A 15,276-nucleotide genomic window follows, 5' to 3' on the forward strand; every position below is an offset into this window, starting at 1 on the left:
ACATGGTTTTTCCGGCAATGCATTCCGTTCTCGGTTTGAATCACCGTCTCAGGACGCTGATCTTTTTTGAGGTAAAGAAAAATTTCGAGGTTGTGAAAGCAAAATGACAAAACCCCTGCATTTTTATACAAGGGTTTCTTAGAATACCAAACCATCAATAGCCTTCTTTTTCTTATTAGTGGGCCGGATGGAAGCAGTTATTCATTGACCGGATTCGAAGCCTCGTCAAAAGCCGTTGCCAACTCTTTACGATATTGATCGGTCTGCTCCTTGCTCCAGGACAACCGGGCGGCCATAAATTCAATGATCGGTTTTTCCCATTCTCTTGCCCATTTGATGTCAAAGAGCGTCGCGCCGGTTCTTCGGGTGAAGTAGTCGACAGGTGAGACGGCCATTTCCTCTGTCAAAGCATATTCGATTGACGCGTAAATGGATGCCGGAAGGTGATGCACTTCCGCCTCGCCCTGATGCGAACGGATCAAATCAAACAGCGCATCCGTATTCGTTCCGTACTTGCAGACCAGATCATGTGCTTCCCTCTCCGTCAGGCCCAGTCTGATTCCTTCTGCGATCTTTCTCTTGATAAAAACAGGATAATGCTCTGATCCGCCGAAATGGCCTCCGGATAATTCAAGGTGCGCCGTTTCGCACCCCGGATCGTTCGTTCCCATCTCCCTGTTCAGCTGGCCGGCAACTTCGTCAACCACACGTTCCGCCATTTTACGGTAACCGGTCAGTTTGCCGCCGGCAATCGAAATCAGGCCCGATTCAGAGAGAAAGATTTCGTCTTTGCGGGAAATTTCGGAAGGGGACCTGCCCTCTTCCTGAATCAGCGGACGAACGCCCGCCCAGGAGGACTCGACGTCCTCGGCCGTCAGATGAACAGTCGGAAACATACCGTTGATCGCTTCAAGGATGTAGTCGCGGTCCTTCGCCGTCGGTTTGGGATTGATCGGGTAGTCCGTGTATGTTGTGTCCGTGGTACCGGCATATACTTTTCCTTCGCGGGGAATGACAAAAATCATCCGTTTGTCTCCGCCCGTTGTATCAAAATAGAGAGACTGGTCCACTGGAAAACGTTTGCCGTCAATGACAATGTGCACACCCTTAGTCAGATGAAGATGCTTGCCTTTCTTTGAATGATCCAGTTCCCGGATGGAGTCCACCCACGGCCCGGCAGCATTGACAATCTTCTTTGCAAAGATACTGTACGACCTGCCTGTCAGACGGTCGGTCACTCTGGCTCCGGTCAGCCGGCGGTCCGAACCGTAAATCAGATCTTCAACTTTCGCATAATTGACGGCTGTTGCACCCCGCCGGACCGCTTCTTTCATGACTTCGATCGTCAGCCGCGCATCGTCCGTCCTGTACTCCACGTAATAGCCGCTTCCAAGCAGTCCTTCTTTCTTCAAAAGCGGTTCCCTCTCCAGTGTCTCCTCTCTGCTGAGCATCACCCGGCGTTCGCTCTTCTTCACACCTGCCAGATAGTCATAGAGTTTCAGGCCGAGCGATGTGGAGAATTTGCCAAAAGTTCCATGTTTATAGATCGGCAGCATCATTTTCTCAGGGCTTGTGACATGAGGTGCATTTTCATAAACGATCGCCCGTTCTTTACCAACTTCGGCAACGATTTTGACTTCAAACTGTTTCAGATAACGCAATCCTCCATGGACAAGCTTTGTAGACCGGCTCGATGTGCCGCCGGCGAAGTCCTGCATATCAGCCAGCCCCACGGTCAGCCCGCGCACTGCAGCATCCAGAGCAATGCCGGCTCCGGTAATACCGCCGCCGATAACGAATAGATCCAGCGGTTCGCCGGCCATTTTTTCAAGATATTGCTTTCTTTCAAATGTTGAAAAAGTCATCCGTTCATCCTCCAGTTTTTTTCGGGTCATATAAAAAAGAGACCGCCGGTACACTGCGGATTCCTGAAAACGACGGATTTTCCGGGTGTACTCAGCGGTCTCTCCAGATTCATGACCGATTATTAACTTTTACGTGTCTCCATTTTCCCGCAAACACTTGCAAAATGCCAGTGATCTGCTCTCTCATTCTACTTCTGCCACCGGACTTGTTTGTTCAACGGATGGCTTGAACGCCCGCGTGGCTTCCACCGCCTTTTTCCATCCGCTGTAAAGCGTGTTGCGCTTTTCCACACCCATCTGCACATGGAAAATTTTCCCTCGTTTCCATATTGTTGCGATCTCGCTGCGGTCTTTCCAGACACCGACGGCAAGCCCCGCCAGATAGGCGGCGCCCAGAGCCGTGGTCTCATTGTTTGTCGGCCGCTCGACCGGTACACCGAGAATATCGCTCTGAAATTGCATCAGAAAATTATTCAGGGAAGCGCCGCCATCCGCCCGCAAGGTTTTTAATTTGATTCCGGAGTCTTCTTCCATGGCATTCACCACATCTTTGGTCTGGTAGGCGAGCGATTCAAGCGCTGCCCGAATAAAATGTTCTTTAGTTGTCCCGCGCGTCAGGCCAAACATCGCGCCGCGAGCATCGCTGTCCCAATATGGCGTACCCAGTCCGACAAATGCCGGCACGAGATAAACACCGTCGGTTGATTTCACACGGACGGCGTAATTTTCGCTTTCAGGCGAAGTTTTAAGCATCCGCAGGCCGTCGCGCAGCCATTGAATCGCTGATCCGGCAACAAATATGCTGCCTTCGAGCGCATACGTAATTTCCCCCTCAAGCCCCCAGGCGATCGTCGTCAGCAGTCCGTTCTTCGAATGCACCGCCTTTTCTCCGGTATTCATCAGCATAAAACAGCCGGTTCCGTAAGTATTTTTCACCATACCCGCGTCGTAGCAAGCCTGGCCGAACAGAGCGGACTGCTGATCACCGGCGATACCGGCGATCGGCACTTCTTCACCGAAAAAATGATAACTGATCGTCTTCCCGTAGACTTCGGAAGAAGCGTGCACTTCAGGAAGCATTTTCGCCGGCACGCCAAGCATATCGAGCAGTTCGCCATCCCACTTCAGGTCATAAATGTTGAACATCAAAGTACGCGACGCATTCGTATAATCCGTAACGTGCACGCGCCCTCCGGAAAGTTTCCAGATCAGCCATGTATCGATTGTACCAAAGAGCAGTTCGCCGTTCGCCGCTTTTTCCCGGGCCCCATCAACATGATCAAGGATCCATTTCACTTTTGTCCCGGAGAAGTAGGCATCGATCAGGAGCCCGGTCTTACTCCGGACCATTTGATCATAGCCTTTGTCTTTCAGTTTTTTGCATATATCCGCCGTCTGGCGCGACTGCCAGACAATCGCGTGATAGATCGGGTGGCCGGTGTGGCGGTCCCAGACGACGGCTGTTTCGCGCTGATTGGTGATGCCGATTCCGGCAATTTTCTGAGGTTCAATTTCGCTTGTGGACAGAGCGTCCGCTATGACCGCCAGAATGGATGCCCAGATCTCATTGGCATCCTGCTCAACCCAGCCCGGATTAGGGAAATACTGCTTAAATTCTTTCTGCGAGGTCTGAACAATTGAACCGTTTTCATCAAAAATCATTGCTCTCACACTTGTCGTTCCTGCATCGAGCGCCATAATATATTTTTTCATTTTTTATTCTCCTTATTATCTTGATTATCTTTGGCCTGCAGCGGATTCCTGTGATGCTAACATTTCAACTCGGCGTTTCCGTTCACTGAGAACAGCTGAAGCAATAATGACGGCAATAATCATGGCGAATATCCAGAAAGCGGGCGTCGCTGTGCCGATAAAAAATGTCTGATAGAACAAAGCTCCGAAAACGCCGCCGATGATCGGTCCAAATACGGGAATCCACGCATATCCCCAATTCGAGCCGCCCTTCCCCGGGATCGGCAGAAACGCATGGGCAAGTCGGGGAGCCAGGTCACGGGCCGGATTTATCGCATAGCCTGTCGTCCCGCCCAGCGACAGCCCGATAACGACGATCAGAAATCCGACGATCAGCGGATTCAGGCCGAGCGCGAATTGATTCGCCCCGATTGACATAATGCCGACCACCAGCACAAACGTCCCGATCACTTCGCTGAGTAAATTCGACCATTTATGCGGTATGGCCGGTCCCGTACAGAAAATGCCGAGCTTCACGGATGGGCTGTACGTCTCCCGCCAGTGCGGAAGATAGTGGAGATAGACAATGCATCCGCCGAGAAAACCTCCGATCATCTGCCCCGCCAGATAAGCCGGCACCTTACTCCATGGAAAAGCTCCTACGGACGCAAGTCCAAGCGTCAGTGCAGGATTGAGATGGGCGCCGCTGAAACGGCCTACTGCATAAGCGCCGACTGCCACCGCAAGCCCCCAGCCCAACGTTATGACAATCCAGCCGGAATTATTCGCATAGGACTTCTTCAGGTTCACGCCGGCGCACACACCGTCTCCAAGAATAACCAAAATCATGGTGCCAATCAGTTCTCCCAAAAAACCGGACATCAATATCCCCTCCCTTTTCATCCTTCGATGAAATCGGGCATAAAAAAACACTTCAGAAAGATTCACGCATTCTAAGCATGCATGACTGAACTGAAGTGGAATGACCCGATCTCAATATCCAGATACTATGAATTAACTTTTCATAACTAATAATAAATCCAAATGTAAACGCTGTCAACGGTGGGCTGGAATTTGCCTGCCCTTTGCCTGTTTTGCGAGAACGCTGCTCGAAGCCTTGTTTTTTCACGTGAAATCCCACAGCTCTTTGTTTGATGTTGAGATAGCGACCGCTCCTGCAGAAAATGCGTCTTCTGCTTCCCCTCTTGTGCGGATCAGTCCGCCGGCAATCACGGGGATGCCCGTCCGCCGGTGGAGCTCGCTAATCATGGACGGAATAAGTCCGGGAAGCACTTCGACCATATCGGGACGTACCTGTTCAAGCTGCCGGTAGCTTGTTTCCATTGATCGCGAATCCAGTAGGAAAATTCTGAGGACCGTGACAATGCCCCTCCTTTTTGCCACGTCGAGCATGACGCTTCGTGTCGAAATAATCCCGTCCGGACGCACGTTCTGGCAGATAAACTCTGCGGCGCAAAGATCATTCTTCAATCCCTGAATCAGATCGGCATGCAGAAACAAATGTTTTCGGTGCCGCTTCGCCATGCGGACCATTTCGGCAATCTGGGCGACATGACTGTCAAGAACAACGACAGAACGGATCGGCATTTCAAGCAATTGTTCATAGTCTTTCATGTTATTGATCGCCGGTATCACACTTTTTTCCGTGAATAGCATCCATGCAGCTCCCTTCGGCCATTTCTGTATATAGGCAATCATCCTATTTTAATCATAACACGACGATAAAAAACCGCCCTAACTATTTCCCTTTGACGCTCTGGTTCGGGTCAGCCCCTTTCCTCATAGGGCAAAAAAAGAGGGTGTCTCAAAAGTCAAATTGATGTGAGACACCCTTTTAATAAGCTAAGAAACAAAGCACCTAAAGGATAAGTTATGAATCAAGAGCGCAGGTGCGCGGGCTCCTGCGGGAACAGCGAGCCAGGGGAGACCCCGCAGCGTATGTGTATCAAGCGAGGAGACTCCCGGGTCGCCCACGGGAAGCGAGCAACCGGAACGCAGCAAAAGCTGTTTGCGGATAACCTTTTGGAACAACCTCATGGAGTTATACGTTTAAACGGATTTCAAATCCGCAAGCAGCCGGGTCGCTAAGTACCGGCTTTCCAGTCATATAGCACGCTTTGCCCGTTCATAGGATTCAGCAAGGATCTGAATCGGATGTTTCACGGCCTTGTCCGTCAGCTGATCAAGCTGATTTTTGCACATACCGCATTCCGTCACCGTATAATCCGCACCCAGATCTTTTACGGATTCTGCCATTGTGCGACCGAGTTTCATCGACACATCGTATTTCTCTTTTTTAAAACCGAACGTGCCGCATTGTCCGCAGCAGCCTGCACCCAGATCCTGAACATCGTATTCGGGGATGAGTTCCAGCATATCCATGGCCGGATTTCCCATTCCCTGGGCCCTCATGTGACAAGGCGCATGATAACCGGCCCTGTCTTTCATCGGGGCGAGATTCACATTCAATTCGCCTTCTTCCTTCAGCATCCGTAAATATTCGTCGGCATCATATACATGAGCGGCCAGTTCTCTGGCTTCATCAGTCCCGTTGATCGACAAGTACTCTTTCTTGAGTGCAAGGCTGCAGCTCGTGCATGTCGCAACCACGTCGTATCCTCTGCGTGTATAAGCGAGAAGACTTTCAATATTATCGCTCGCATTCTTCTGTGCCCGGTTCATGCGGCCATTGGCCAGCATCGGAATACCGCAGCATTTCTGCCGGGGTATGGCAACCTCAATTCCGTTATACTCCATCACTTTAACAAAACTTCCGGCAACTTCCGGCGCGTTGTATGTTGCATAGCAGCCGACAAAATAAGCAACTTTCCGTTTGCTTCCAGACGTCTTGTTTTTGTAAACCCGGTTAAAGTTTTTAAATTGATAGTTTGGAAATTGACGGTCTTCCGGAATGCCCATCATTTTTTCCATCATTTTGCGTATCGGTTTCATCTTCATTGCCATGTTGGTCACGGGGGCAAAAGCGGAGGCCATTTTCCCGACCAGTTCCGCATTGCTTAAAACAAAATCGCGAAAACTAAATCCTGATTTTTCCGTATGAATGGCTTTGGCATAAGCCGTCAGCGTTGAAACGTGAACATTTTCAGGGCAGGACATATCGCAGTTGCCGCATAAGGTGCAAAATTCGATCCGCTTATCATCAATAATCTGCTGATTGTCGACAAGCCGTTTTAATTCCGGACCCAAATGTTTCGGACCGCCAAAATCAAGCGTCACGCCGGAAACGGGACAGCTGGCGACACAGGCATTGCACTTCAAGCATTTTTCATACGTGGTTTCCAGTATATTCGGATCAAGCATTTCCGACCCCTCCCGTAACAGACTGACGAAGCCCGCAGACCGCTTCATAAGTCGATAATAGAGTGTACACGCCTCCGACGATTCCATGGCAGATCATCTGCACCCCTTTGCTCGCTCCCACCGGATACAGGTTCACCGGAAGGCGGGCCATTACCCCGGATGAATCCGTCTCAAGATGCAGCGCAGACTCCTTTATTCCCTCTGGAGTGATCTCAAAACCGCCGCCGAGAACACCGCCGGTAGCAAGAATAAATTGTTTTCCGCTCAAATTGCTCACGCGGCCCGACGTTTTTATCCTTAGAGATTTTATTTCTTCTCCGTCCATATTGGCTCCGACCACTGTCGTATCGGCATAGAAACGTACACCCGACCGGATGGCTTCCCGTTTCAGCCGGTCGTTGAGCCGGATTGCCGTTGCATTCGGCGGCATTCCGGGAGCTTCCGTCACTTTCGCTCTGAGTTCGGAATGAAACTGTCCAACCGTTTCTTTCCATTCGTCTTCCCCGAGTGAAGCGGGAAAAATAAAAAGATCGGGCCTGCCGATTTGCTTTTGCGCCATCTGTTTCTTAATCTGTCCGATACAATCCGTGCGAATATCTCTCTGATCAAGGAGCCGTGCCGCATCCAGCTGGGTCATCAGCCGCTGTGAATACTTTCCTAAATGGATCCTGATCGAATCAATGGATAGCAGGGGACGTTCTTTCTGAAGATTTTTCCGGATAAAAAGCGGCTGAAAATCGGTAAGCTCATTAAAGCCTACAACAACCGCCGATCCTTCTTCCGTGACCGGAGAAATAGTCTCAGGATACAGGGCCGTGTGCTTGATGCGACCCGATCCGGTTACGATTGGAATGAGATCCTGCGGTTCGCCTTTATAGGGGTAACCTAATCGATTCATCAGCGTTTTAAACTTCCGGATTGCATCGTTGAGTCGTGATTGTTGCCAGGAACCTAAATGATAAATCCCCATCCACTCATTCAGATTCCCGTCCGATCCAGGAATAAGATCCATCACTCCGGTCGACTGCATGATTTTCCCTGCTCCGGTCGTCACCAATGCCGTACGGCACCCTTCTTCCCTCGCCCAAATGGCAGACAGCATGCCCGAGAGTCCCTGACCGATAACTACCACATCATACATTTTGATGCGCCTCCTCTCCGAATCCCAAAGAAACCCGGTAAATCGTTTCCATTAAGAGTAATTGCCGGGCAGTTTCTCCCGTCGCAACGACTCCCATTCCCTTTTTCCTTTCAGAAACGGCATGAAGAAGCGCGCCGTCCGCTTCCTCAATCGTCGCCCGCCCTTTTTCAGCGGCGAGGGCGGCAGCCCGGAAATTGCAAAATGTTCCCTGGCACGGCCCCATTCCAAGACGTGTCCTGCGCCGGATGCCTCCAAGGCGAAAACTTCCTTTTTCCGGCATCGCCGCTTCTATCTCCGCCCAAGTGACCTGCTCGCATTCACAGACAATGTGACTTGACTCCTCTTCTTTCAGAGCGGACTCGATCTTCGGAGCCTGCACGCCAGCCCAGTTCCTTAATTTGTGCCTTGCCGCCGGTGCGATATCCGCTTTATTGAACGAGTCCCCGGTCCTTCTTCCCGAAACGGTCTCCACATTCGTCGTGCAATTTGCCTGAACGCCCAGTTTTTCACAAACCAGATCGACTGTTTTTTCCGCCATGAGCCGGAACGTAGTCAGTTTGCCGCCCGTAATCGTAATAAACCCGTCCATGCCGTCCCGTTCATGATGATCCAGCAGGGCCATCCCCCTGGTCACATCTCTTCCGCTGGAGCCGCGGCCGGCGGATGTCTGATACAGCGGACGGCTGCCGCTGTAGGCACGGATCAGGCGCATGTCATCTATCGAAGGAATCAGTGCTTTCCCGTCGGCCAGCATATGTTCCAGTTCCGGCCTGCTCAGAGAAAAGTCATTCGGATTTTCCGTATTGACTCCGGTCGTGCCGAAAATGGTCACGTCATGAGCAGGGACAAAAATATCTCCGTCCCCCGGCATACGCAGACGGTTGATCACGCGCTTATTAAAACGATGGCTGAACACGACTAACATTCCCTTGTTATTTATGATCTTTAAGGGTACTCCTGCCATCCCGGCAATCTCCATTCCCCAAGGTCCGGCCGCATTCACGACAATATCTGCACGAATTTCTTTTTCCATTCCGGTAAGTACATCGCGGATGCACACCCCGACAACCCGTTCCTGCTCAGTTACTATGTCTGTGACTTTGTGATAAGTCAGTGTTTTCGCTCCGCGGCGAACAGCATCGGCACACACATCCACAAGCAGGGTGAAATCGTCCACAGCTCCGTCGGGTACGCAGAAAACGGCCTGAGCCTTTTTATTTAGATACGGTTCTTCACGCAATGCCTGTTCGACCGGGATTTCCTCGACCGGTATGCCCAGCTTTTTACAGGACCTCAGCCACTTTTGAGCATAATCATCATCGTCTTCCGGGAGTTTGACGAACAGGCCTCCTGTTTTTTCGATCGAACCGGGAATCGTTTTTTTCAGAATCAGATTTTCATGATAGCTTTCTACCGCAGCTTCCGGATCGCGGACAGCATACCGTCCTCCCGAGTGCAGCAAACCGTGATTCCGCGTCGATGTTCCGTGACCGAGATCACCCTGCTCGACTAAAATGGCTTTGATTCCGCGTAAAGCCAGGTCGCGCAGGATCCCGGCACCGGTTATTCCTCCGCCGATAACAACCACTTGTGTCTCCAGCACTTCTTCCATTTTTCTCCCCCCATTTTTTTCCAAACAATTAATGAACTGATCCAATTGCTGCAAGGCTCAGGTCACCGATCCACGGGATTTATTCTGTAAGCGGATTCGTAAATAAGTTTGGGCAATCATCTGCCGGACTTATCCATCCGGAAAAAACGGAAAGTAAAAAGCCACAAAAACATGCGCGAACGGGTTTAACCCTGTCGGCAGTTCTCATGGCTTCTTCCATATCTCCGAGCCTTTTATTATATTTTCACATTTATCATACATCAAAATGCTTCGCTGAAGAGAATACAGCGCATCCAAAATTTGAACTTTTGACGAATTTTATATAACTTTTATTAAATAACTTAGTTACGTAATAAACTGGGAAGAAAACGATTTGCCTGCTTTCCGGACAGGAACGTATTTCCCCGACACACGTATTAGAAAACTTGGCTTCGCCAATCCCTTGGCGCGGGCGTTGCCTTAGTTGCAGGGGCCAGGACGGTCTAATGCCGAACATGCCGCAGGACGCGGCGATCTGTTCAGTCGCTTTTACTATAATCCTTTAAAAATTTTATTCTTTCTTATAGTACAAAAAAAGCGGCACCAGGCAGCCGCTTTTTTTGCTTCGCATGAGTGAGAGGAGAGTGAACGGTGCCGGTCTGAAGTCTATGTTCATTTTCGGCAGCCGTAATGAGGAAGAAGATCTGATTTGCAGGCGGCGGAAAGACGTTCGGGGGCGCTGAACGACGGACGACGGTGCATGGCCCCGGGAATTTTGACTGGCGCTGACCGGCCAATTCTCAGCTTTGAAGCCCCGGCACTGTGTTTCACTTCTTCATCGCTGAACGGGCAGGCCGCTTGACCTGTCGGGAGCGTCCGAAAAGCAGGCTCTGCCTTCAGCTGCTCCATCAGGATTCCGGCTCTCTCGTTCGCTTGGCGGATCATTTGCTACAAAGAGCAGTGACGCACCAATTAAGGTAAATTTTTTACAAGGATCACAGTGCCCGGCCCCCTCTGCTTCGAATGATTCAAACATCTTGACCGGCGTGCAGGTCCTTTATTCCGCGCCGGAACGCTTCCGCTCTCTGCACATTCATCATAACCGGATATTCGTAAGCGGGCAAAACCGCAAATTGCGAATTGTCGCAGCATTTACTGCTGAAAATCCTTTCTTTTTAGCTTTCCGAACGGTTAAAAAAAGATTTTTTGTGATTTTCAGCCTTTTTAATTTCCCGGACAATCAGCGCAGAGAGCAGGTCATACCCCGCATTTGAAAAATGCAGTCCGTCTTCTTGCAACATCGGTCCATAATCCGATTCTTCCAGCATAAAACGATGCAAATCAATCAAGGAACTTTTTGTTTCTACAGCAGCTCGACGGACCGCATCGGCGTACAAGGCCACACGGGTGTTCATTCTCTTCCCTTTTTGTTTTTCTTCAATGACCGGGGAAGGGGTGATCAGGATCGCCTTGTCCGGTCCGCAGGCTTTGGCTATAATAACCACGTTGTCCGCAAACTTCTCTAGAGGAATGCCTTTGTGAAAGGAAGAATCGTTTGCCCCGAATAAAATCGTCACCCGATCATAGCTGTGGATCAGAACATCTCTGTCCATTCTCGCGAGTGCCTGTTCCGTGGTCTCTCCGGGTACACCCGCATTGCGCACCAGCCATCCCAGCCCCTTCTCCAGCCGCCTGGTCAGCGAAGGCTGTTCCCTTTTGCCATCCCAGCCTGCAGTTATACTATCCCCGAAACAGATTAGTCTTTTTTTCAAAGTTACTTCCCTCATTTCACGATTCGTTCCTTATTGCTGCGGAAAATCCAGGCACAGCTTTTTCATCGATTATTTTACACTTTTCACTGATGATCTCCAATCATCGGGGAAACGTCTAACCCAATGATGTGTTCCGTGCGCGTCGAATTCTTTGAATCTGTTCCCCTTTTCCTTTTATAATAAAAAAGGAATGAAATTCTTTTCAGAAAACAGAGGCGATTTTCCTTGGAAAGAACAACGATTTTGGGAACTGATGTTCAACCGACACGTGTCGCACTCGGAACATGGGCAATCGGAGGATGGATGTGGGGCGGTTCCGACGACAAAGAATCGATACGTACCATCAGGGAGGCGCTCGACAGCGGAATCAACACGATCGATACGGCTCCGGCCTACGGACAGGGGCACGCCGAGAAGGTTGTCGGCCAGGCGCTGAAAGAATACGGCAGGCGCAGCGATGTTGTTGTTGCGACAAAGGTCTGCCTGGACTGGGTCGGAACGGACGTCTTCCGCAATGGTTCCAAAGAGCGGATTCGCAAAGAGATTGATGACTCGCTGGCCAGGCTTGGCACGGATTATATCGATATCTATCAGGTTCACTGGCCGGACCCGCTTGTCCCCATTGAAGAAACGGCGGAAGCGATGGGCGCGCTGTACAAAGAAGGAAAAATCCGCGCTATAGGGGTCAGCAATTTCACCGCTCGGCAGATGGAAGCCTTCCGCAAAGTTGCGCCGATTCACACCGTTCAGCCACCCTATAACCTGTTTGAAAGGGACGTCGAGAGGGATGTGCTGCCTTACAGCTTGGGTCATGGCATCGTCGCACTGTGTTACGGCAGCTTGTGCAGGGGCCTGCTGAGCGGAAAAATGACGGAAGACCGCCAGTTCACGGGTGACGATCTCCGGCTCGCCGATCCGAAATTCCAGGCGCCTCATTTCGCACATTACCTTGCCGCCGTTCATGATCTGGAAAAACTCGCGCAGGAACGCTACGGCAAATCCGTGCGTGCGCTCGCCGTCCGCTGGATTCTTGATCGCACGAAAAATGGCATCGCCCTGTGGGGCGCCCGCCATCCTGACCAGATTGCGGCGGCAGCCGAAGTGGCGGATTTTAATCTGGACGATCAGGCATTGAAAGATATTGACAACATTCTTGATAAAAACATTAAGGAACCGATCGGCACCGAGTTTATGGCTCCTCCGACTCGCAAAGAATATGAGCAACAGCACAGTTGAGGGACTCCCCTTTCGGTAGTTTTCTATCGATGCCACTTTGGCCGGTAATGGGTGCTGCCGGGTCAGCGCCCATTACCGGCTTTTCTTTTAGTATTTTATTGACCACTCTTTGAGCCCTTTTCTCTGAAGAAAACGGACCGGTACCGGGCGGCTTTCCGATTCAGATACAGCCGGCAGTTTTCTTACCACGGACCGTCGCCCATTTTCTAACAACAAGTCATCGAAAGGTTGCGATCTCTGATATGGAAAAAGAAAGTGCAGCCGTTCAGACGGCATTACTGCAAAAGCAACAGCACAAAAAATTAACCGTTCATCAATTTATCTTGCGTTTATTATTAATTATAATCGGTGTCGCACTGGATGCGATTGCTCTCGAGGCCTTTCTCGTGCCCAACAAAGTGATTGACGGCGGAGTTGTCGGCATATCCATTATGCTTTCTCACCTGTCGGGCCTGCCGATCGGTATTTATTTGCTCGTCATCAACCTCCCTTTTTTCGTGGTCGGTTACAAACAGATGGGAAAAACGTTTACGATCACCTCAATTTGCGGTGTGACCCTGCTCGCTGTTCTGACCACTCTGTTTGGCCAGATTCCGACGTTCACCCATGATCTTTTGCTTGCCGCCGTCTTTGGCGGGGTTATCATGGGAATAGGCGTCGGTCTGATTATCCGAAACGGCGGTTCTTCAGACGGCACTGAGATTCTCGCCGTGCTCTTTAACGAGAAAACGCCGTTTTCCGTTGGTGAAGTGGTCATGTTTATCAATATCTTCATTTTGGGTTCGGCAGGTTTTGTTTTCGGCTGGAACTATGCGATGTACTCATTAATTGCCTACTTTGTCGCGTTTAAAATGATCGATGTAACGACGACAGGGCTGGAGTCCTCTAAAGCAGTGTGGATTATCAGCGACTATCACGCTGAAATCGGCGATGCGCTGAACGACCGTCTCGGGCGCGGCGTCACCTATCTGAATGGCGAGGGTGCCTACACGGGCAACGACAAAAACGTTATTTTCACCGTTATCAGTCGTCTTGAAGAAGCGAAAGTGAAAAGCATTGTCGATTCGATTGACAGAAGCGCCTTTCTAGCCATAAGCGACATTCATGATGTCAAGGGCGGCCGCTTTAAAAAGCGCAGCATTCATTAAAGAAAGGGACGGCTTTATTTTCCAATCCGCGCATTGTTTATCGAAACCGTACCGTGATTCTTTTTCCCTTTTTTCACCAGGAGTGTGGATACGATCACCCATGCGGCATTGATAAACAGAAGCGCACTTGTCGAGAAAAAGACGTACTTAATCCCAAACACGGCAGCCATATGCCCGCCGAGCAGCGCGCCGCCCAGCGTGCCGAGAAACTGGGCCGACTGATTGTAGCCGAACAGCTGGCCGGTGATTACGGACGGTGCCATTTTCTTGACGATGGTATTAATCGATGGCAGAATGCCGGCAATCGCCAGGCCCATCAAAAAGCGAAGCGTCATTAACTGCCACGGGCTGGAGACAAAAGCCTGGGGAATAAATATAAAACCTATAAAGATCAGCGCGCAAAGCAGGATGCGGCGCGGACCGATCCTGTCGGACAGCTTGCCAAGAAACGGTGCGGAAATGACACTCGCCAGTCCGGCGGCGGCAACAACGATTCCTGAAATCATTTCAAGATTCCGGGAGGAAGGCGCAAGAATCTTTACATAAACGGTAATTATCGGCTCAATGGACATATTGGCCAGCTGGACCATGAACGTAGTGATAAACATAGCCACAAACATCCCGGGATTCGGAACCATATTCCACACATCGTGAAATGACGGCATTTTTTTCTCCGAACGGACAAACTTTTCTTTGATGAAAATCAAGGATGCCAGAAATGCACAAAAGAGTAGGACACTTGTATCAATGAAAACCATGCGCATCCCCACGAACTGTGAGAGGAAGCCGCCGATTAGCGGGCCAACCAGGGAACCGCTGATCCCTCCTGTCGACAGCATGCCGAGTGCCCAGCCCGAGTGGCTCTTCGGAGTCTGGGTCGCAACGAGAATGATAGACGCCGGAATGAACCCGGAAACCGTCCCCATAATCATGCGCAGTGCAAACAGTTCATAAACATTGTGCACAAAAGCCATTGAAAATACGACCAGGCTCATGCCCAGTCCGGCCCGAAGCAGCATCGGTTTTCGTCCATACTTGTCCGCCAGGGAGCCCCAAAGCGGCGACACCAAAGCCGATACAAGGAAGGTTGCACCAAAAACCAGTCCAGCCCACCTTTCGATATCTGAGGTATTGCGGACCCCGAGCTGCTCAATATAGAGCGGAAGAAAAGGGACAATCTGGCTCATCCCCGCCGCCGTCGCAAACGCGCCGAACCAGCACACGTAAAGATTTCTTTTCCATAAGGGAAGTGACACGAAAAAACACCTTGCTTCTTTTTTCTTAAGCTTTGTTAAATAACTTTGCAGATTTTTTAACATAGCCTTTTTTAAAATCCAGCGACAGAGTGAAACAGCGCCCGTCAAAGAAGGAGGGACACTTTTTACACAGTCTTAATAATAGACACAATTGCTTATTTAAACCAATATATATATTATAATAAAAGTATAGGCTATAGCCTATATAAAGCGGCCGTGAAATGAACCTGTAT

At 50.3% G+C, this 15,276-nt stretch carries 12 protein-coding genes; 2 read left to right on the plus strand and 10 right to left on the minus strand.

Going from position 1 to position 15,276, the window contains the following annotated elements; translation table 11 throughout:
* Positions 1-197: 197 nt before the first annotated feature.
* The 9 genes from IEX81_RS01690 to IEX81_RS01730 form a co-directional block, all read right to left on the minus strand.
* Positions 198-1,865, minus strand: coding sequence for a glycerol-3-phosphate dehydrogenase/oxidase (locus tag IEX81_RS01690; protein WP_188801234.1), 1,668 nt, complete (start codon positions 1,863-1,865; stop codon positions 198-200).
* Positions 1,866-2,048: 183 nt separating this feature from the next.
* Positions 2,049-3,578, minus strand: coding sequence for a glycerol kinase GlpK (gene glpK / locus IEX81_RS01695; protein WP_188801236.1), 1,530 nt, complete (start codon positions 3,576-3,578; stop codon positions 2,049-2,051).
* Between the two features lie 24 nt (positions 3,579-3,602).
* Complete coding sequence (locus tag IEX81_RS01700) at positions 3,603-4,439, minus strand: MIP/aquaporin family protein (RefSeq protein ID WP_188801238.1); 837 nt, start codon at positions 4,437-4,439, stop codon at positions 3,603-3,605.
* A gap of 243 nt (positions 4,440-4,682) precedes the next feature.
* Positions 4,683-5,234: a glycerol-3-phosphate responsive antiterminator gene (locus tag IEX81_RS01705; protein WP_188801240.1), complete on the minus strand. Its 552-nt coding sequence runs from the start codon at positions 5,232-5,234 to the stop codon at positions 4,683-4,685.
* A gap of 447 nt (positions 5,235-5,681) precedes the next feature.
* Positions 5,682-6,899 carry an anaerobic glycerol-3-phosphate dehydrogenase subunit C gene (locus IEX81_RS01710; protein ID WP_188801242.1) on the minus strand — a complete coding sequence of 406 codons (1,218 nt, stop codon included), beginning with the start codon at positions 6,897-6,899 and terminating at the stop codon, positions 5,682-5,684.
* The gene (locus IEX81_RS01715; protein ID WP_188801244.1) at positions 6,892-8,040 is read right to left on the minus strand and encodes an FAD-binding protein; all 1,149 of its coding nucleotides are present in this window, start codon (positions 8,038-8,040) and stop codon (positions 6,892-6,894) included. The genes IEX81_RS01710 and IEX81_RS01715 overlap by 8 nt, the downstream gene beginning before the upstream one ends.
* On the minus strand, positions 8,033-9,652 hold the full coding sequence (gene glpA / locus IEX81_RS01720) for an anaerobic glycerol-3-phosphate dehydrogenase subunit GlpA (protein ID WP_188801246.1): 1,620 nt from the start codon (positions 9,650-9,652) through the stop codon (positions 8,033-8,035). The genes IEX81_RS01715 and glpA overlap by 8 nt, the downstream gene beginning before the upstream one ends.
* 651 nt (positions 9,653-10,303) lie before the next feature.
* Positions 10,304-10,540: a hypothetical protein gene (locus tag IEX81_RS01725; RefSeq protein WP_188801248.1), complete on the minus strand. Its 237-nt coding sequence runs from the start codon at positions 10,538-10,540 to the stop codon at positions 10,304-10,306.
* Positions 10,541-10,806: 266 nt separating this feature from the next.
* The gene (locus IEX81_RS01730; RefSeq protein WP_229727423.1) at positions 10,807-11,403 is read right to left on the minus strand and encodes an SGNH/GDSL hydrolase family protein; all 597 of its coding nucleotides are present in this window, start codon (positions 11,401-11,403) and stop codon (positions 10,807-10,809) included.
* 225 nt (positions 11,404-11,628) lie between these two features.
* Here IEX81_RS01730 and IEX81_RS01735 point away from each other — a divergent pair, with 225 nt between their 5' ends.
* Positions 11,629-12,639 (plus strand): aldo/keto reductase, encoded by a 1,011-nt coding sequence (locus IEX81_RS01735; protein WP_188801251.1) that lies wholly within the window; start codon positions 11,629-11,631, stop codon positions 12,637-12,639.
* A 242-nt stretch (positions 12,640-12,881) separates the two neighbouring features.
* Positions 12,882-13,787, plus strand: coding sequence for a YitT family protein (locus IEX81_RS01740; RefSeq protein ID WP_188801253.1), 906 nt, complete (start codon positions 12,882-12,884; stop codon positions 13,785-13,787).
* A gap of 14 nt (positions 13,788-13,801) precedes the next feature.
* Here the strand turns inward: IEX81_RS01740 and IEX81_RS01745 are convergent, their stop codons facing one another.
* Positions 13,802-15,043, minus strand: coding sequence for a multidrug efflux MFS transporter (locus IEX81_RS01745; RefSeq protein WP_229727424.1), 1,242 nt, complete (start codon positions 15,041-15,043; stop codon positions 13,802-13,804).
* Positions 15,044-15,276 lie beyond the last annotated feature (233 nt).

This window comes from Sporolactobacillus putidus, assembly GCF_014647035.1.
GTDB lineage: Bacteria > Bacillota > Bacilli > Bacillales > Sporolactobacillaceae > Sporolactobacillus > Sporolactobacillus putidus.